This is a genomic window from Akkermansia sp. 54_46, from assembly GCF_001917295.1.
Classification (GTDB): Bacteria; Verrucomicrobiota; Verrucomicrobiia; order Verrucomicrobiales; family Akkermansiaceae; genus Akkermansia; species Akkermansia muciniphila.
Genome location: NZ_MNUD01000002.1, coordinates 1 through 19,250, shown reverse-complemented (window position 1 = coordinate 19,250; position 19,250 = coordinate 1). Strand labels below are relative to the sequence as shown.

Annotated in this window: 11 protein-coding genes; 6 read left to right on the top strand and 5 right to left on the bottom strand. The window is 55.8% G+C overall.

The window, feature by feature from the left end:
• Nucleotides 1–21: 21 nt before the first annotated feature.
• Together BHW66_RS01250 and BHW66_RS01245 are read right to left on the bottom strand one after the other, a co-directional pair.
• Nucleotides 22–798: an RHS repeat-associated core domain-containing protein gene (locus BHW66_RS01250; protein WP_102734796.1), complete on the bottom strand. Its 777-nt coding sequence runs from the start codon at nt 796–798 to the stop codon at nt 22–24.
• Nucleotides 799–1,320: 522 nt separating this feature from the next.
• Nucleotides 1,321–7,083, bottom strand: coding sequence for an RHS repeat-associated core domain-containing protein (locus BHW66_RS01245; protein ID WP_128220151.1), 5,763 nt, complete (start codon nt 7,081–7,083; stop codon nt 1,321–1,323).
• A gap of 338 nt (nt 7,084–7,421) precedes the next feature.
• Between BHW66_RS01245 and BHW66_RS01240 the strand changes: the two genes are divergently transcribed.
• The 4 genes from BHW66_RS01240 to BHW66_RS01225 all read left to right on the top strand — a co-directional run bounded on the left by BHW66_RS01240 (nt 7,422) and on the right by BHW66_RS01225 (nt 11,478).
• A complete protein-coding gene (locus BHW66_RS01240; protein WP_286688825.1) occupies nt 7,422–9,047 on the top strand; it encodes an FtsX-like permease family protein in 1,626 nt (541 codons plus the stop codon).
• A gap of 12 nt (nt 9,048–9,059) precedes the next feature.
• Complete coding sequence (locus BHW66_RS01235) at nt 9,060–9,926, top strand: RDD family protein (RefSeq protein WP_123043929.1); 867 nt, start codon at nt 9,060–9,062, stop codon at nt 9,924–9,926.
• 66 nt (nt 9,927–9,992) lie between these two features.
• The gene (lpxA, locus tag BHW66_RS01230; protein ID WP_012419239.1) at nt 9,993–10,772 is read left to right on the top strand and encodes an acyl-ACP--UDP-N-acetylglucosamine O-acyltransferase; all 780 of its coding nucleotides are present in this window, start codon (nt 9,993–9,995) and stop codon (nt 10,770–10,772) included.
• Between the two features lie 4 nt (nt 10,773–10,776).
• Nucleotides 10,777–11,478 (top strand): HAD family hydrolase, encoded by a 702-nt coding sequence (locus BHW66_RS01225; protein ID WP_012419238.1) that lies wholly within the window; start codon nt 10,777–10,779, stop codon nt 11,476–11,478.
• 157 nt (nt 11,479–11,635) lie between these two features.
• On the opposite strand, the gene BHW66_RS01220 is transcribed toward BHW66_RS01225, so the two are convergent.
• Complete coding sequence (locus tag BHW66_RS01220; protein WP_051729170.1) at nt 11,636–12,889, bottom strand: DNA recombination protein RmuC; 1,254 nt, start codon at nt 12,887–12,889, stop codon at nt 11,636–11,638.
• 17 nt (nt 12,890–12,906) lie between these two features.
• Entirely contained in the window at nt 12,907–15,498 is a 2,592-nt protein-coding gene (locus BHW66_RS01215) for a transglycosylase domain-containing protein (RefSeq protein ID WP_286688824.1), read from the bottom strand.
• 313 nt (nt 15,499–15,811) lie between these two features.
• Between BHW66_RS01215 and BHW66_RS01210 the strand changes: the two genes are divergently transcribed.
• Both BHW66_RS01210 and BHW66_RS01205 read left to right on the top strand, forming a co-directional pair.
• Nucleotides 15,812–16,732: a trypsin-like peptidase domain-containing protein gene (locus BHW66_RS01210; RefSeq protein WP_286688823.1), complete on the top strand. Its 921-nt coding sequence runs from the start codon at nt 15,812–15,814 to the stop codon at nt 16,730–16,732.
• The gene (locus tag BHW66_RS01205) at nt 16,729–17,901 is read left to right on the top strand and encodes a PDZ domain-containing protein (RefSeq protein WP_215711853.1); all 1,173 of its coding nucleotides are present in this window, start codon (nt 16,729–16,731) and stop codon (nt 17,899–17,901) included. The genes BHW66_RS01210 and BHW66_RS01205 overlap by 4 nt, the downstream gene beginning before the upstream one ends.
• A 266-nt stretch (nt 17,902–18,167) precedes the next feature.
• Here BHW66_RS01205 and BHW66_RS01200 read toward each other — a convergent pair whose 3' ends face one another.
• Nucleotides 18,168–18,980 carry a hypothetical protein gene (locus BHW66_RS01200; protein ID WP_215490143.1) on the bottom strand — a complete coding sequence of 271 codons (813 nt, stop codon included), beginning with the start codon at nt 18,978–18,980 and terminating at the stop codon, nt 18,168–18,170.
• Between the last annotated feature and the right edge of the window lie 270 nt (nt 18,981–19,250).

Genomic DNA, 19,250 nt, shown 5'->3' with positions numbered 1-19,250 from the left:
TTCTATATTGTTTTCTATATTTTACAATCCATTCACTTTATATTCATTGCAACAGCATTCACATGTTTTTTCTGGTGGGCAATCTATCCCCTTTCTATTTGCCTTCATATCTTCTAAAGAATCCAAAGCATGTTCGATTTCTTCAAGTTTTTTCCCTGTCTTTGAATCTACTGCTCCTTTAAATCTACCTTTTAATAAATCAACTATCTCACGTAGCACACCTAGAGAAAGAACTAAATTTGGAGATTTGCTCTCTCTCGTCGCTTTGCACATATACAAGCAATGAAACCATTTATCTGCCCCAATAATATTGGCCTCCTTGAGGGCTTTATACCCTTCAAGCAATTTTTGGATTGCTTTTAAGCTTTCTTCTGTTCCTTGCTTAATAAAAACGAGATCACTTGGATAGATACCTGTGTTTCCCCATCTATCGTATGCAGTAGCCGGATTGTTTCTCACAAATGCATACAAATTCAATTCTTCTTGTTCGGCGATGGGATCACGACTGATCCACCTTCCATCATGGGGGGTATAATGGCGGTAATTGTAGTAAACAAGCCCTAATTCCCCGTCGAACACCTCGCTGCTCCATTGAAGGGGATTGGTGATGTTGCCCCTTTGCGTGACTTCGCCGAAGGGGGCGTAGGAGTAGGAATTCGCGATGGTTCCGTTGCTCTTGTAGAGTTCCATCACGTTTTTGGTCAAGTTCCAGCCGTAGACAAACCAGCTGCCCGCCGTCTGGATAGCCAGCGGGCGTGTGGCGACGGGTTCCGTCGGGTCCCACAGGATGTACCACAAGGCCGGGTGCGCCGCGCGTTTCTGGTCGAGGGCTGCGATCTGCAGGTAGTCCCGGTAGTGGAACGTTCGTGTTTGGTCACGACTCCGTTTTGCGTGATGCGCTTCATGTATCTGCGACCCAGGTAGTCCGTAGCCGCATTCGATAACGGAAGCAGTTCGTTGATTTCTTGATCAATTGTTCTCTTTCGCGTTGCGAGCGGAGATTTTATCATTGCTTATGATGAATTGTTCGTCGATTTTTTGCATAAAGTAACAAACCAATATTATATCCAGCGCAGAGCCAAAGATTTATAAACCAGTCGGGATTATTTTTTCTAATTGACCAAACCAAAGGCATAAGCAGAGATATATTTATTAGAATCGCAATAGTAATTGATAACCATTTTTTTAGCATTAACTGAATAAGGATAATTATAAAAAAAACACTGCCAATTATCCAACCTAAAAAATAAATATTTAGTGGAAAAAATATGAGTTGATTATAAATAAAAAGTGATTTTTTATTCATTGCTATTAATATAATTAAAATCCCATAGGAGGAATGATATGCCCAGGGGAAATTGGTTTTTGATTTGGTTGATCCATTGGTTGTATTACAGTGCCCGATAATACTTCAAATATTCCTAAATACCAGCCTCCTTCAGGAATTCCCAACGTACCCCCATTATTCCAGTTCGTAGGATCTGGAATAAATCCAGCATGAGCATAACAGGTAAAATGAGCGACTAACCTATTGCGCTGCCTCTTGTAGCAATTACTTTCCTCTCCGTTTTGTGATTCTTGTGCTACGAGACATTTTGCGACCTCGATAACTTGTTTGGAAGTAAAACCTTGTCGAGAATACATCTGCATAAAATTTTTACAAATCGTTCGTGCTCTAGTAGGATAATCATCGTCCATTAATTGACCGAATTTACAACATTTTTTCTCAGGCTTGTATCCATCGCAAATTTCCTTAGCTATTTGGACTGGAAGAGGGTAATCTAGATTAGGGAATGGCTCTGCATCTTTTCTCCCCATGAAATCGAACTTTTGTGAACTTTTATTTTGTATATATTGATACAAATTCTTTCCTCCCTTCTCGGCAATCGGATCGCGTGCAATCCATCTTCCGTCCACGGGATTATAGAATCGGAAGTTGTAGTACACCATTCCCAATTCCGAATCGTAAAACTCGCTGCTCCATTGGAGGGGATTGGTGATGTTGCCCCTTTGCGTGACTTCGCCGAAGGGGGCGTAGGTGTAGGAATTCGCGATGGTTCCGTTGCTCTTGTAGAGTTCCATCACGTTTTTGGTCAAGTCCCAGCCGTAGACAAACCAGCTGCCCGCCGTCTGGATAGCCAGCGGACGCGTGGCGACGGGTTCCGTCGGGTCCCACAGGATGTACCATAAGGCGTTGAGCGTCGTTCGCGTGAGGTCGAGGGCCGCGATTTGCAGATAGCCCCGGTAAAGGTAGCGGTGGTTCAGGATGACGGATGTCGTGCTTTCTCCCGTTTCAGGGTCGGCGACGGTGGTTTCCACTTTTTTGAAGATCCTGCGTCCCATGTAGTCGTAGTCGCCGGTGACGGTGGTCACCGTGCCGTCCTCCGCCGTGCGGGTGAAGCGCACGGGACGGTTGAGCGCGTTGTATTCCGCCGTCCAGACGCCGGTAGCGGTCCTGATTTTCGTCTGGTTGCCGTCAGCGTCATAGGTGGGGACAAAAGGCTGTTCCCGGGGGGAGAGGGAAGAGTCGGGAATGGATTGCTCAATACTTGTGTACTGGTTGAGTTCGTTGGCCGTGTAAGCGAATTCCTCCTCTATTTCCCGCGCTGTCTTGCGGTTGCCTATGTTGTCATAGTCATAGGCGTAAGCGTCCGTGCCGAGGGTGGCCGCTGCAAGCTCGCTTCTCCCGTTGTAGGAGAAGACGTCGCGGCGTGTGGTTCCCTGGCGGAGGAGGGTGCGGACGGTTGGCCGCCCCAGGGCGTCATAGGCATAGGCGCGGCGGGAGACGAGGGTTGTTCCGCGGTTATAGTCCATGTCCGCCAGCAGGTCACGTTTGGCTTCATAGCTTTGTTCCAGCGTCATGCCGTTGGGCATCGTCAAGGTTTCCAGCAGATTGCTTCCTGCCAGATAGTTATATTCAAAGATGCGGTTCTGGCCGCTGTGCATGAAGCCCGCGCTGTTGATGCGCCCGTCCGGCGCGTAGCCCCAGGAGGCGATTTGGGCATTGCCGCCGGCGCCGCGTTTGAGGATGTAGCCGATGCTGCGACCGTAGCCGTCCAGGGTTTCCACGAGAGGGAAAACGGCGCCATTCACCGTGACGCTGTCCTGTATGGGGTCGCTGTATTCATTGTAAGAGAAGGTACGTATGCCTGAGGCGTCCGTCACTTGCGTGAGCTGGCCGAGGATGTTGTAGGAGAAGGCCTGTTCCGGCGTGCCGTCGGAAAAGCCGATTCCTGTGAGAAGGCCTTGCGCCGCGTTCCATGTATAGGTAGTGACGATGCCGCGCGCGTCCGTTTCCGTGGCAAGGCGGTTGTTGGCATCGTAGGACCGGACGGTTCCCCGGCCGTTGGCGTAAATTTTGCCCAATTCCAGCCCGGTAGCGTCATGGTAAGTCCAGACGGTAGTGTCTCCGCCGGAAAGGTCGGATGGGTCGGAAATGATCGTTTCTTCGTCTATGCGGAAGGTGGTGAGGCTGATAAGGCGGTTCGCGTCATCCCAGGCGAACAGGGCCGGCTGGATGGCCGTACCGTATTCCGCTGTTTTACGGTTCCTGATATCGTAGGCATAGTTGGCCGTGTTGCCCAGGGCATTTGTGACGGCAGAGGGATTATCGCTGGTCGCGCAATAGGTCGTGGTTGTCGTATTGCCGGCAGCATCAGTTACGGCAATCGGGCGGCCGGCAATGTCTGTATGAGTGGTGGAAGCGTTTCCCCTGCCATCCGTGACCGTCCGGACGATGCCGGTTTCCGTGTAGCGGCGGGTGAAGGCGGTGACGATTCCCCGATTATCCGTTTCTGAAGTTGTGAAGCCGTCCACGACGGTAGCGGAAGCTGTAATGTCGGAGGTGGGCACGCTGCTTTTTTCCACGCGCATCGCGCCCTGCCCATATTCGGTCCACCGGATGCTTTCATGGCCGCGTTCGTCGATGGTGATTTGCCTGTTTTGCAGAACGGCGGATTCCGTAACCAGGCGTTTGACAGCGCTGCTTAACATGTTGCCCGCCGCATTGTTGCGGGTAGCGGCGACGGTTTGATAGACGCCGTCCTCACGTTCTTCCCAGGCTGTCTGGAAAGTCTGGATGCGGTTTTTTGCCGCATCCGCCGGAGACGCCGAGTCGAGCACAACGGTTTGCCTGGCCGGATTTCCCATGCTGTCATACTCATACGCCACCGGGGCCTGGTTTCCTTCCGTGCGGCGGGTGAGCTGGCCCAGCGCATTGTAAACGCTGCGGGTATAGAGATAGGTGTTTTCCAGGGTGGTGGGAGAAGTCAGCGTAATGGTTTGTCCAAAGCCGTCCCGAATGTCCTGTTTCAGGATGGTTGTGTTATCCGCCAGCCGGGTGGTGTGGCGCAGGCCTCTGATAAAATCATAAATGTGGTAGAGCTCCCTTTGCCCTGTGCCGGATTCATGCGCGATGCTCCCGTCTGTGTTGTATGTATTGACGAGCGTCGCCCCTGATGGCGTGGTTGTCGTAGCCGTCAGTCCGTCTTCGCTGTAACTGGTTGTTGTGACGCGGCCCAGCACATCGGTTTTGCGGGTCACGCGACCCAGCAGGTCATAGGCAGTTTCCTCGGTTGTCCGCATCGGCCCGATGTGGGTCGTCGCGCTTATTATCTGCCCTGCCGCATCGCGTTCATACGCCGTGATCGTTTCCGGAGTGACGACGTCAGTCCCGTCGTTTATTTCGCTGCGCGTGGTTTCAATGAGCTGCCGGGCAGTGTTATAAGCGTAATCCGTGCGTACGCCGTCTTCGTCAACTTCCCAAAGGGGTTCTCCTGTGCAGGTCAGGGCGCGGGAAGAAGTGCGGCCATTGTCGCGCACCGTTTCCACACGGCGGTTGAGAAGGTCGTAAGAGTAGGAAGCGCCGCCGGTTTGCCTCCACTCGCCCGTGGGGAGCAGGACGAGGTTTTCTTCCCTTGCGGTGTTTCCTTCAGCGGTGATGTAGCTGACGCGGCGGGTTGACTGGCCGGGAACGGGTTCTCCGTTGATGCGCGTTTCCGCCGTGACGCTGTAGAGGGCCCCATGATCTGTGGTTGGGGCGTAGGTATAATGAGTCTGTACGCCGTTGACGGCCTGTTCCATCTTGAGGCGTCCCGCCGCGAAGGCATTCGGCGCGCCGGCCAGCCAGGTTTCCGTAACGCTGAGCTGCGTGACGGAAGAGCCTGCCGCCGTTTCACGCTTTTCCACGCGTTTGACATGGTTTTCTTCCGTATAGGTATATACCTCAAGGCTTAATGTGTTGACTGCGGAAACGGTAGAGAGCTGGATTTTTATTTCAGCCGGTTCACTGGTGTAGCCTGCGGCGCTGTCACGGTACTTTGTGCTTACTGTCCGCAATCCGTTGGCTCCCCATGGGCTGTTTTCCAGCACCGGGCGTCCTGCGGCGTCGTAGACGGTTTTGTGTTCCCCCGCGTTGGGAGAAGCAGAGGAGATAAGCCGGCCGGAGTCATCATAGGAGTAAACAGTAGTCAACGCCCCTTCGGCTCCGTACCCTTCCGTGCGGCTCAGCAGGTGTTCTCCGGTGATGGTCGTTTCATATTCCTCAAGCGTGCAGGAGGCCACCACATTGTTTTTCATCAGACGGGTGAGGACGCGGTAGCGGTTTTCCTGCGAATCTTCCTCCGGTTGAAGGCGTTCCCTCCGCGTTTCAACGGCATCTTCTCCTGTTCCTTCCGCCATGCTCCAGGCTTCTTGCGACCATGTCCATTTGGTCACGAAGTCGGGTACAGTGGCCGGCAACGTGTTGTCGCGTTCAGAGATGACGAGGGTTTGCAAAGCTTCGTCTCCCGTCACGGTGAAGATTTTCGCCGGAGTCCCTTCAACGGTGAATAGGGCTCCTTCTTCCTCCGGTTCCATGACCTGCGCGGGCGGATAAATGCTGATGGCATACCCTCCTCCTTCCAGGGGGAGCACATCCGCCAGCCCATCCCAGGTGTTCCATATTTGACGGATAACGCCGTGTTCGCCACGAACAATCGCTAGGTAATTTTCGGCTTCCGATGCGGTCATCAAATACCCGCCCGCGGAGATATAGCCTTCGCATTGCCCTGTGGAAAGAGAGTAAAAGACGGAGCCTCCTCCCGCATAAGAAGCGCGGATGAAGGCGGCCTGCTCAAGGTTGCATGCCTCCGCTTCCCTGCTCATGGCCGGGACGGGGGCTAGGATGGTCGTTGTGATGCCCGATGCGCCTACCGGGAAAAACGCGCTTCCCGTGCCGTCAAGCATGTAGTTGGTGTAACTGGCCCCATCCAGCAAAGCAACCAGCGTGTTGGGCGCCATGCCCCCTTCCGGCAGCGCGAGGAAGGTGGCTAGCGGATGCCGCAGGGCCAAACCTGCCGGGGAGAATAAATCCGGGGAGAAAGAGCGGTGGGCTGAAATTTCCAGACGTCCCGCCGGCATGTGGGATATGCCGCGGAACGCGCCGAACTGCGCTGACCAGGCCATGCCATTAACGGAGGATTGCCGCATCACCCCGCTTCCTCCGGAGGTTGTGGTCAGATTGGAAAAGAAGTGGCGCAGGGAGGAGCGGCCGCTGACTGGGGCGCTGCTGCTGGAGGGGACGCCTCCGGGAGTAGTTTCACCGTCCGAATTGCAGGAGCACGGCGGGCAATCACAATCGCATTCCTGCGGCGGGTCGTTCTCATCAGGCGTGATGGAGATGGCGCTGGCCGGGCCTACGGTGCAATTGAGGAAGGATACATTCCCCCTGGGAGGATAGTCAATGTTGATGTGGGAGACGGATACTGTATAAAATCCGGCCTTGAGGTCGGAGAAGCTGCCGTTAATTCTTACTCCGGCGCCTGAGGGTGACGTATAGCTTTGCCCCGCTACTGAAATCGTGGCCTGGTCATCCACCGTGCCGGTGGCCGTCAGTACGTACAGACGGGTATCCCCTCCGCCTTCCCCTACTTGAATTTGTTTGGAGGTTTCCGGCATCACGTCTCCGGGATAGGACGGAGCTGCATGATTATAGGAAAAGGAGACGGACGATTCGCCCTCCCTCTTCTGTAAAACCGGCGTAACGGTAAAACCAAGATGATGATTGCCCCGGACGCTGTTGCAGATGGAAAAGTTAGATTTCATTCTAATTGGCTATCTTTAAATAATTTCTGTTTATCAACAATAATTTTGTGATAAGGTGCGCCATTTAGCAATTAAACCTATGGATACACCTATAAAAATAGAAGTCAACAAGATATGATGATTTTCTCCTGTTTTTTTCCATCCTTTTGCATGCAGAAAATATATTCTGGCGCAGGATGTTTTCCGGGCGCGGGGCACAGGAAAGTTCCCAACGCAGGAAAAGATGGGATGTCCCTTTTCTGCCTGATTGCGCGGCAGAAGAAAGGCCGCCCGTTTTCCGGAACATGTTTTAGGCTTGGAAAGGGGAGCGCAATCAGGCAAGGTGTGCCGCGTTATTCATGAAGAACCTATTGAGCCGGTACATCAGCCTGAGCCTGGCGCTGCGGTATTTGAACCCGTTGCGGACTTTCTTTTCCATTATTACCCTGATTTGCCTGCTGGGCGTTTCTCTGGGGGTAATGGTGCTCATCGTCGTGTTGTCCGTCATGGGAGGACTCCAGAAGGAAATTCAGGGGAATCTGTTTGCGCACTCCCCGCACGTCCAGGTATGTTACCGGAACGACTTCGGCGTTAGGGAAGTGATTCCGGACTGGCTGGATTTGGGGGAGAAACTCAGGCACGTTCCCGGCGTCCAGTCCGCCTACGCCCTGATAGAAGACTATGCGCTGGCGGATGTGCAGGGGCGGCAGAGGCCCTGCTTTTTCCGGGCCATTGATACGGAAAACGCCGCCCAGTTGGAGGATTTGAAGCGTTTGGTGGTCGCCGGCGATGCGGAACTGGACATGGGGGAAAAGGCTGTGGTTTCCTCCATCGTGGCGGAGAACATGGGATTGAAGGTGGGAGATGTTGTTCGGGTTTACACGACCCGCAATTTCCAGGAAATTTCCCACGCCTACCAGCAGACGGAGCTGCCGATGCTGGCGGAGAAAAACGCGCGGGAACTCAAGGATTTGAAGGAGTGGGGTAAATCCCTGAAGACGGAGGGAGAGCGTGAAACGGCCGACAGAGCCTCCGTGGACAGGGCCTTTTCTCTGCTTAACGGGCTGTTGTCCGTCCCACGCAGGGATGCGGAACGTTCCAGCCTGATGGATCTGCTTGCCGTGCTGAACGACGGGGAAATTGCGGACAACGGCAGGGTGGCCTTTCCGCAAGGAACGCGGAAGGAATGGGAAACCGTTTTGAGCGGTTTCAAGGCCGGGGCAAGAAATGAGGCGGATATGGAATGCTTCCGGAAAATCAAGGAGCTGGTGATGCCGAAAGACCTGGAGGTGATCGGAATTTACCGGGCCTCCCAGCATACGCCCAGCCCGGATCTTTTCATTCCGCTGGTCATCGGCCAGGAATTGCTGGGTTATGAGGATGACGTGGTGCAGGCCGTGGCCCTGCGCGTGGAAGACCCTTACCATGTGGAAACAATGCTGGCTCCCGTGATGCAGGCGCTGGAAAAGGAGAAGCCTTCTTCCGCATGGACGCTGGAAACCTGGCATGACCGTTTTAACGCGTGGTTTGAACTGATGCAGAAGGAGCGCATGATGATGAGCTTTGTCCTGTCCTTCATCTCCCTGATTTCCGCTTTTTGCATCATGGCGGTGATGTTTACCGTTTCCATCCAGAGGAAAAAGGAAATCGCCGTGATGAAGGCGTTGGGAGCCACTCCGTTCCAGGTGGTGCGCGTCTTCCTGTGGCAGGGCGTCATCATCGGTTTTGTGGGAGCCCTCCTGGGGGTAGGGCTGGGGCTGCTGGTGCTGGAATACCGCATGCAGATTCAGGGTTTTCTTGCGGGAATAGGCTTTGACCCGTTCCCCGTGGCCTTCCACGGCACGGCGAATATCCCGGTGGTGATTGACTGGGCGGAGCTGGCATGGCAGGCGGTGAAAGCTTTTGTCATGGTTGTGGTGGCATCCATCATTCCTGCCCTGATCACGGCGCGCCAGGATCCGGCCCGCTCCCTGCGCAGTATGTAACAGGAATCTCCTATGGATATTTACTGGATTCAGGGTCATGAACAGAAGGGGCCTCTGCCGGAAGTGGAGGTCATTTCCATGCTGGAGGCGGGCCTCATTCCGGAAAACGCCCGGGCGTGGCATGCCGGGTGCCCGGAATGGGTATGTATCCGTGACCTTCCGGCATTGAAGGGGGCAGGCGCCGTCAGCAGGGGAGAAGGAGAACGGCGGAACCGGGAGGAAGAGGGACTGGAAAACGCAGGGGAAGAGCAGGCTCCGGCGCTTGCCGCGGATGCGGATTGCCCGCAGGAAGAAGGGGGGACGGCCTCGGAGGAGGGAGCGCCGCTGGTGGTTCCGTATGCGTACGTCCGTTTTCTCGGCAGAATGGCGGATATCATGATGCACATGACGCTGTATTTGTCCGTGCTCAGAGTTTCCGGCCTGGCTTTCAATCCCGGTTTCCTTCCTGGTTCCTATGAAGCTCTGCTTTACCTCTGCCTCCCGATGGTTCTCGTTGAAACTGCATTTCTTGGAACATTGGGCACAACCCCGGGAAAAGCCATGCTGGGCGTTTCCGTCAGGGACTACCGGGGAAGACGCCTTTCTTTCCCCATGGCATTCCGGCGCTCCCTGTTCGTCATGGTGCTTGGTCTGGGGTGTTTTGCTCCTTCCCTGATGCTGCTGGCCCTGTTTTTTTCCTGGTGGTGGGTGCGCCGTTTCGGTTTTACTCCCTGGGACAGGAAGCTGGGGACTACGGATGTGCTGAACGGCTCCCTCACGCTCCGTAAAGTGGTGATGACGTTGGCGCTGGTTATTCTGTGCCTTCAACTCATCTACGTTCTGCTGATTCCCTGGCTGCCTGAGATGGAGGCTTATGCGGCCGCTTCCGGCCAAATGTGATAAAAAGACGGCCCTGCGGGGTTTAGGCTTTTAATCACCTGAATTTGTTTCATACTTGTTTCAGCCATGCCAGAAATACACCCAACGGCAGTAGTGCATCCTGCTGCAGAGATCGCGGATGATGTTAAAATCGGTCCCTTTTGCGTTGTCGGGGAACATGTCAAACTGGGACCCGGCTGCGTGCTGCACAGCCATGTGGTTATAGACGGTCCTTCTTCCTTCGGCAGCGGCAACGAATTTTTCCCGTTTTCCGTCATCGGCCTGAAAAGCCAGGATTTGAAATACAAGGGAGAGCCGACTTATCTGGAAGTGGGGGATAACAACGTCTTCCGTGAAAACGCCACCATCAACCGGGCTACGGACATTGGCGGCGCGACGCGGATAGGGAATAACAACCTTTTCCTGGTTTCCTGCCATGCCGGGCACGATTGCCAGATCGGCAATCATGTGATTTTCTCCGGGTTCGCTACCGCCGCCGGCCATGTTACGGTGGGGGATTACGCCATCCTGGCGGGATGTTGCGCCGTACACCAGTTTGTGAGCATCGGGGAACATGCCATGGTGGGAGCAATGGCCCGCGTGAGCCAGGATGTCCTGCCGTACACGATCGTGGAGGGCCACCCGGCCGTAACGCGTTCCGTTAACTCCATCGGCATGCAGAGGCGCGGCTTTTCCGAAGAAGACCTGAAAGCCGTGCGCATGTGCTATAAAAAGCTTTTCGTCAATAAAAAGCTGACCGTTCATGAAGCTCTGGAGGAACTGCGGCATTCGGGGTATGCGGAAAATGCCTGCCTGAGGAGAATCATCCAATTCGTGGAAACTTCCGAACGGGGGTTCTGCCATTGAATCCATGAAAACGGGTTTTGTTTTTGACCTGGACGGGACGCTGGTGGACTCCATTCCCGGTATCGCCCGCGGCCTGAACCTGGCCTTGAAAGCGCTGGGGTATCCGGAGCATTCCGTGGACGCCATCCGGGAAATGGTGGGCAAGGGGGCCCGGGAGCTTTGCCTGGCTTCCCTGAAAGGCTATTTCAACGGAAACGTGCCGGAGGAAGCTTTTGAAGCGGTGCACCGGGGATTCATGCGCGAATACCCGCACACCTGGCAGGAGGGCACGGTTCCGTACCCCGGCATCCGGGAAATGCTGTTGTCCCTGGCCGGAGAAGGCCATCCTCTGGGCGTTTTATCCAACAAGCCCCATGCGGTTACGGTGCCGCTGGTGCGCCATATCCTGCCTGAAATTCCCTTCCGGGAGGTGATGGGTTTTTCCGAACGCTTTCCGCGCAAGCCGGAACCTGACTCCCTGCTGTCCATCGTCCGTTCCTGGGGCAGGGAGCCGGCGCAGGTGTGCATGGTGGGGGACTCCGCCCATGACGGCAACACGGCCGTGAACGCCGGAACACGGCTTATTCTGGTGGGGTGGGGCTACAGTTCCCGTTCCGCTCTGGATGCCTTCCGGGTGCCGGTGTGCGCCGCCGCGGGGGAATTATCTGCCCGGCTGCATGATGAAAGCAGCCTGCCGTTTCCCGTTGCCGCGCATAGGAATTGTTGAAAATTCCGGGAAGTGCAGGGCCGCCGGAGGCTGAATTCCTCTACATCTCCAAGATGCTTTCAAGCGCAGGAAAGCGTTTGCGGGGGATGCCTTAGAGCTGTATTTTCCCGGCTCGGAAATGGGCAGGAAGGGAAAAAGACGTATTGTTGCCGCTCTTTCAGGACGTAGTATCCGGAACATCCGCAGATTTGGCCTGTTCGGTAATGTCTTCCAGGGAGCGGGGAAGTTCCTTCGTGGAGGTGACGCCCAGATTTTTCAACTTCTGGGCCCGGGGGATGAACCGGTGTTCAAAAGAGGAAACGGTTTTGTTGTACTGGGCTACCGCCTGGTTCAGGCTCTTGCCCAGAGAGGAAAAATGACCGGAAAGGATAGAGCAGGTATTGTACAGGTCCGCTCCCGCTTCCGAAATTTTCTTGGCATTATCCGCCAGCTGCTCCTGCTTCCATCCGTAAGCGACGGCTTTCAGCAGGGCAATCAGGGTGGATGGGGTGGAAAGAATGACTTTATTCTCCGCGCCGAATTCAATCAGGGAGGGGTCTGCTTCCAGAGCCGCCTGGAAAAAGGATTCCCCGGGCAGGAACATAATGACGAATTCGGGGCATGGGGAAAACTGGGCAAAATAATTCTTGGCGCTTAATTGCTGCAAATGCCTCTTGACGTCCGCGGCATGGCGGGCCATCCACTGGCTGCGCTCTTCCGGATTCTCCGTCTGCCCGGCATTCAGGTAGGATGCCATGGGCGCTTTCGCGTCAATGATGATGGAACGGCCTCCAGGAAGGTGAATAACCATGTCCGGCCGCACCCGTTCCTCCTCCCTGGAACGGGTTTCCTGAGTCGTGAAATCGCAGTACTCCACCATTCCCGCCAGTTCCACCACGCGGCGCAGTTGGAGCTCTCCCCATTGGCCGCGAACGCTGTTGTGGTGCAGAGCCTGGGAAAGCCTGGCGGTTTCATTTTTCAGGGCTTCATTGCCGGAAAGTATATAGCGGATTTGCGTTTTCAGGTCCGTATAGGCGCCCACGCGTTCCTTTTCCATCTCTCCCAGCCGGGACTGGACCAGTTTCAGGGATTCGCTCACCGGCTTCAGCATGGACTCGATGGCCTGTTTGCGGGAATCCAGGTCATGGTTGGCCTGCTGGCGCTGGCTTTGCAGCCGCGTTTCCGCCAGGTTCAGAAACTGTTTCTCCGAGTTCCGGAGAACTTCCGCGCTGATGCCGGCGAAGGAATCTTTCAGCACCTCTTCCGCCCGGCGGAGCATCTGGGTTCTGTCCTCCGCCCGTTCCTGCCAGGAGCGGGATTCCGCTTCGAGGCGGACGGAGCGGTCCCGGTACCGCAGCAGCAGAACCAGCAGCGCCACGCAGGCTATCAGCAGCAAAAAGGCCAGGAACCAGGGAAAAAATGGGGAAATCATAAGGAAAAAATAAGCAATCAGATGGGGGTGGCGTAGGGAATGCCGTCCGTTTCTTCCACGGGTTCGGCCAGGGGGATGTTATCGTCGCTGCCGTCCAGCGGTTCCGCATAGGGAATGCTCTCTTCCGAATCCGGTTCCGCCATGGGAATGTGCCGTTCACACATGTTGGCGGGGGCCTGGTAGCCTGCGGAGGTTTCAAAATACGCAGTCTTGGCGTACTGGCAGCCGGAATGGGCCAGTTGATTGGATTCCCGGCAGACGAGTACGGCCTGCCCTTCCGAACCGGGACGCGTACGGATGGCGTTGGCGGGATAGCCTTCCTTCTGGGCGGCAAGCATAATGTCCACCCAGACGGGCAGGGCCAGGGTGCCTCCGTAGCCTTTTTCCAGAATTTTGGTGGAGGAATCAAACCCCACCCAGACACTGCAGGTGAGGTTGGACGTATATCCGGCGAACCATGCGTTCGTATAATTATTCGTGGTTCCGGTTTTGCCGCCGCAGGGGGATTTAAAGCCCAGCGTGGTAATTTTGCCTGCCGTGCCTCCGGGCTTGCAGACCTGCTGGAGGATGGAAGAGGTAATGTTCGCCGCCCGCTGGGAATAGACGGTGCGCTTGCTCTTGGTGATGGCGAAGCGCGGCTGGCCCTGGGAATCCGTAATATGGTCAATGATGTACGGTGTGGGGCGTACGCCCCCGTTGGCAAAAACGCTGTAGGCGCTGGCAATGTCCAGAGGGGACGCTTCCCACGTGCCCAGATAAAGGGCCGGGGTGCGGGAAATATTTCCGTGGAAGCCCGCCAGTTGTGCGGATTGAATGACATTGGACAAGCCGGCGCGGTTGCCGATGCGCACGGACATGGTGTTGCGGGAAAGGATGAGACCGAAGGAGGCCGGCTTCATGCCCCGGTACGTTCCGTCCGAATTGCGGGGGGACCAGTTGGCGGCTCCGCGTATTTCCCCGTACGCAATCCTGTCATCCGAAATGCGGGTATCCGCAGAATTGCCCTGCTGGAAAAACGTGGCGTAAATGAAAGGTTTGAACAGGGAGCCGGTCTGCCGCCTGGACTGAATGGCGCGGTTCAGCTTGGATTCTTCCGCGTCCCGGCCGCCGACGACGGCCAGAAGAGCCCCCGTGGCATTGTCCATGACTACGGCGGCGGATTGGATGTAATTGGGCATCGGCGGCTGCGTCTTTTCCTTCTGTTCCGCAGGGAGCGCCTTCCAGGCGGCCAGGGATGCCTCATATTCCGCCTTGGTGGTCAGCTTGTTTTTCAGGATGCCCCTCTTTTCCCGCCTGGCCTGCAGGGAGGCCAGGTGCTTCTTGAAATCCTTGCGGGCTTCCAGCGCGTCCATGTGCTTGTTGATGGCGTCCAGCGTGGCGTTCTGCAGATCAAGGTCCAATGTGGTATGCACCACCAGCCCTCCCAGGCGGATGTCTTCTTCCTCCAGAATGGCGTCCAGCTCCCGGCGCACGAGACCCATGGCGTAATTTTCCTCAGACCGGGACTGGGGCGTCCGGGTGGCGATAGGCTCCGCCAGGGCCGCCTGATACTGCACTTCCGTAATCTTGCCTTCGTTTTTCAGCAGGCCAAGGACGATATCGCGCACTTTTTTGGCTTCTTCCGGGTGTTTGATGGGGGAAAAGTCATTTGGGCCGTAAATAATGCCGGCCAGGGTGGCGCATTCCGCCAGGGATAAATCCCGGGGTTCCTTGTCGTAATATCCCCGCGCCGCCGCCGCTATTCCCAGGAAGGTGTGCCCCCAGAAAATACGGTTGATGTAAGTCTCCAGAATTTCATCCTTCGTGTAAGTGGCTTCAATGCGTTTCGCCAGAGCCACTTCCGTCAGTTTGGAATGCAGGTTGCGCTCCCGGTGGTTGTACGTAATTTTAGCGAGCTGCATCGTCAGGGTGGAAGCCCCCTGCGTAGCTCTCTTGTGCTTGAGCACCTGCGCAAAGGCGCGGCCCACGCCTATCCAGTCCACGCCGCCATGGTCGTAAAAGCGGTTGTCTTCGCGCAGGAGCAGGGCATCAATAAAAATGGGAGGAACTTCCTGAAGGGATACCCGCTTGCGGTTTTCCCCGTGCAGGGTGCCGATGGTGCGGTTTTTACGGTCCAGAATCACCGTGCGTTCCGGAATGTTGCTCTTTACCTCGGAAATGTCATAGCGGTTGGAAATGGCGCCGTAAAGGAACACCAGGATGGATCCGATCACGATGCCGACGAAGCAGCATCCCAGAAGGATGCGCAGGGGCCAGCAGATGAACCAGCGGATATTCCGCGTCAGGGAGCCGATGAAGCGGAACGGCATCAGCAGGACGAACAGCAGGGCTCCGAAAAGCGTGAAACGCGGCTTGCGCATGGTTCCTGCGCGCGCGGGACGGCTTTCTTTTTCTCTTTCCGGACTGTCTTCAAAATCTCCCTTCGGAGACGGGCGGGAGGCTCGTCGCTGGGGCGGCGTGTCATACCGGGAAGGACCGTTGCGGGAATTCCCCGTTCTGCGGGTAGGACCGGGAATGACGGCCGGCTCAGGATCTTCCTGCGGCAGCTCGGGGTAGGATGGACGGGGAACGGGCCTTTTTTTGCGTTCCGTCCGGGAATGGGAAGACATTTCTCTATCTTGGATGCGTTCCCTCCAGGAGGCGTCATGTCGTTTCCTTGATTTGTCGTTTAACCCCATCCGTGGGATGGACTTTATCATAAATAACCGGAATGGTCTAAGCAAAAGATGAGGCGTCATGTCGCAATCCATAGACAAAATTCTGCCGTTTTGAACGTTTATACAGTAGGGTATGTCCTATCATTCGATTATCGGTAATTTCATGATATCATTATTGAGAATGACGAGTTTTCGCTACTTGGTCGTTGGGGGGCTTGTGTCCCTGTTGTTGGGAGGGGCGGGTCTTGCGGGGAATGTTTCTTCCATGGCGGATTTGCAGAAACATGTGCATAAAGTGGCCTCCAGCGTTACGGCTGCTACAGTGGCTCTGGTTTCCGACGGGGGAGAGACGGGCAGCGGCGTCATTGTCTCTCCGCAGGGCCTGATTTTGACTGCGGCCCACGTCGTGGGCGGCGATGAAATCATGCGTGTGGTCTTTGCCGACGGGCGCGTAGTCAAGGGCCGGGTGCTGGGAGCCAACTTCACGCGGGATGCCGCCATGGTGCAAATCATGGACGGAGGAAACTATCCCCATGTGGAACTGGGGGAATCCGACGGTCTTCATGTGGGGGATTTTGTGGTGGCTCTGGGCCATTCCAAGGGATTTGACCCGGAACGCCGCGCGCCCATCCGCATGGGAAGATTGTGCACGGACGGAAAGCAGCGCTTCCTTATTTCGGAATGCACGCTGATTGGCGGAGATTCCGGCGGTCCCCTCTTTGACCTGTCCGGCAAGTTGGTTGGCATCCATTCCTCCATTGGCCCTATGTTGAAAATCAACAACCATGTCCCTGTTTCCGTTTTCAGGAGAGACTGGGACAAACTGCTCTCCGGCAGGCATTGGGGCCAGCTGGGCCTTCATCCCATGGCGGACCCCGAATCTCCTGTGCTCGGGTTTGCCATGATGGATGTGCTGGGCGTGGACGGCGTGGTGGTGGAAGACGTTGTGGTGAATTCTCCGGCGGATACCGCCGGCATCCAGCCGGGGGACGTCATTACCCACATGGACAGCCGGAGCCTGCGTTCCGTGCGGGATATGCTCCGTGAACTGGGCAGGCACCGTCCGGGGGAAACCGTTCCCTTGGTGGTGGTGAGGAAAGGTACGGCTTACAAGGCGGATCTTACATTCGGCAGGCGCGGCGACCTGATGTCCGGCCTGAAATACCAGGAACAAACTCAAGGATGATGATGAAATATTTATGGGCGGCATTCGCGGCGGCTTCCGCGTGTGCCCAGGAAATAGCTTCTCCCCTGCCTCCGGACCAGATGATTGCGCCGGAGGACAAAAGCGTGCTGGACAGCCAGGCCAAGGAGATTTTCCGGGAATGGGACAAAGTGGCTGTTCCGGTGGGGCAGTCCGTGGTGGCGCTGGTTGCCGGCAATACCCAGGTGGCTTTGGGAACGGTTGTGGGGAAGGGAAAGGTCCTTACCAAGCTGAGTGATCTCCAGAAGGAACGGCGTCCGGTCATGCTGGTGGATTCTTCCGGGCGGGTTTATGACGCCAAGGTGCTCTTTGCCCTTCCGGAGCATGATCTGCTGATGATGGATGTGCCGGGGCTTCCCGCTCCCCCCATTGACCTGGATTCCTATGTGCAGGCGAAGGAAGGGGACGTGATTGCAGCCGTATCGCCCACGGGGCATGTGAGCGACTTCGGAGTCGTTTCCGTGGCTCAGCGCAGCCTGCGGGCGGATGACCAGCCTTATCTCGGCATTGTTTCCGATCCCCGCTGGGACGGGGAGGGGGTTATGATAGGCGGCGTGGAAGCCGGAAGCGGCGCGCACCGCAGCGGATTGACGGCCGGCGATGTGCTGATGAAGCTGAATGGAAAGCCGGTGGATGGAATGTACTCCATCCGTGCCGCCATGGTCGGGGTGCGTCCCGGTGAGACGGTTCCCGTGGAAGTAAGGCGGCGGAACCAGGTGATAGAAGGAAAACTCCTCACGGGGCCCAGGCCCAGGGTGATGAAATTCCCGCAAAAGCGTCTCGACATGATGAACTCCATGGGCAACCGGATGAGCTTGAAAAGGGATGAATTCCCTTTGGTTATCCAGTCGGACATGACCTTGTTCCCGGAACGGGCCGGATGCCCGGTCATTGACGTCAACGGAAAATTTGTTGGGCTGGCTCTGAGCCGGGCCGGACGCACGGAGACCTATATCCTGCCTTCCTGGATATGCAGGGAACTGGTGGAAGGAGTGCTCCCGCAGGTGCAGCAATACCGGGCGGGACGCGGGGAAAACATTCCGGAGGCCCAGCCTGTGGATGATTCCTATGACGCCCGGCGTCTGGAGGAAAACCGGCGAAAGGTGGAGGATAAGATGAGCCGTCAGGGCCTGGTGCCCAAAGTTTATTAAGCCTGCCCGGATGCCGGAAGGCGGCAGGTGAACTTTTTCGGCAAACCGCATGGCTTCGAGACCTCTTTCTCAGCCTGCCGCATTGGAGCCGCGGGAAACAGGGCGGACATTGTTCCCGTGCCGGAAAAATGTCCGGAGTGGTTTATTCCCTCAATCCATGGCGTCAGGAGAAGAAAAATAAAAAAACGGGCAGCAATGCCCGTTTTTCTGAATCATCCGGATATACTCCAGAGCAACTTCCGGCTTCCCGGATATCGGAAGAAAATTTACTTGTCAGAGGAAGCCGCCCACGGCCTTTCCTTGAAAATCATCAGTTCCGTCAAAACGACGGTGCGGCCGGTGGAATCCGGGGAAATAATCATGACCACTTTTCGTCCCGGGTAGGTCGTCAGCATCATGCCTCTGTCCTTCACCTTGACGACTTTGCCGTTCTTTAAACGGGTCATGTACGTCAAATTGGCGGGGGTGGTGCGGGAAATGTTGCTGTCTGTAGAGTTCTTGCCGAAAATGTAAGTGGATTTGCTGGGCAGTTCGATAGCGCTCTTTTCTCCCGAGGGAGGTTTGGGAAGTTCCAAAGTGAACGTGCGTCCGGTCAGGTTCTGGATGTAAACGCAGTTCAGCGGCAGTTCCGACTCATTAATAAAATCCAGCGTCAATTCCCCTTTGCTGTTTTTGCCGACCAGAGCCAGGGTTTTGGAGCCAAGATCGGGCGGCAGGGGCTTGCTGACGAGTTTATTGGTCGGCATGCCTTTCTGGTCCAGGCCCCCGAACAGGGTAATGATCTTGCTCCTGGGGTAAACGCTGCGGCGTCCCGGAAGGGCGGCGCGGATTTCCACTTTTTCCAGCCTTTTGGAATCAATAGGCATGTAAATGGGAGAAGGAAGAGACATGGGCTCCTTCAGAACGAACCGGATGCCGTTGACGGCGGCTGGCGGCAGGGACTTGTCCACAGTATCGGCCGCCGGAGCATTTGCTGCCGGTTGGGCCGGTTCCGGCCTGGAGGGGGTGCGGCTTTGTCCTTGGGCGAAGGAAATGCTTCCGAAAAGGCAGGTAAAGGCCAGGATGGGTAAAATACGCATATATTCTGGGTTCTGGGGAATGAAAAAGTTTTGATACGTTGCATAACCCTTTGGCGGATAACCGCATAGAGGAAATGCGGAAGGGCATGGGCATCGGTCCGCGCAGCGGAGCGCGATGGCAGGCCCCTGACGGGCTTTTATCCCTTGTGAAGTACATGAATGGGAATAAATGTGCAAGCGAAAAATAGGGGATTAAGGGATAAAAATCCCTGAGGGAGGGCGCTCCCTGTCCAACGGGTGCGCCGGAACTCCTTCTACCGGACGCAAAAG

Coding starts and splice junctions, on each gene's coding strand:
- BHW66_RS01245 (WP_128220151.1), bottom strand. CDS start 7,083: ATGAAATCTAACTTTTCCATCTGCAACAGCGTCCGGGGCAATCATCAT.
- BHW66_RS01240 (WP_286688825.1), top strand. CDS start 7,422: ATGAAGAACCTATTGAGCCGGTACATCAGCCTGAGCCTGGCGCTGCGG.
- BHW66_RS01235 (WP_123043929.1), top strand. CDS start 9,060: ATGGATATTTACTGGATTCAGGGTCATGAACAGAAGGGGCCTCTGCCG.
- lpxA (WP_012419239.1), top strand. CDS start 9,993: ATGCCAGAAATACACCCAACGGCAGTAGTGCATCCTGCTGCAGAGATC.
- BHW66_RS01225 (WP_012419238.1), top strand. CDS start 10,777: ATGAAAACGGGTTTTGTTTTTGACCTGGACGGGACGCTGGTGGACTCC.
- BHW66_RS01220 (WP_051729170.1), bottom strand. CDS start 12,889: ATGATTTCCCCATTTTTTCCCTGGTTCCTGGCCTTTTTGCTGCTGATA.
- BHW66_RS01215 (WP_286688824.1), bottom strand. CDS start 15,498: ATGTCTTCCCATTCCCGGACGGAACGCAAAAAAAGGCCCGTTCCCCGT.
- BHW66_RS01210 (WP_286688823.1), top strand. CDS start 15,812: ATGGCGGATTTGCAGAAACATGTGCATAAAGTGGCCTCCAGCGTTACG.
- BHW66_RS01205 (WP_215711853.1), top strand. CDS start 16,729: ATGATGATGAAATATTTATGGGCGGCATTCGCGGCGGCTTCCGCGTGT.
- BHW66_RS01200 (WP_215490143.1), bottom strand. CDS start 18,980: ATGCGTATTTTACCCATCCTGGCCTTTACCTGCCTTTTCGGAAGCATT.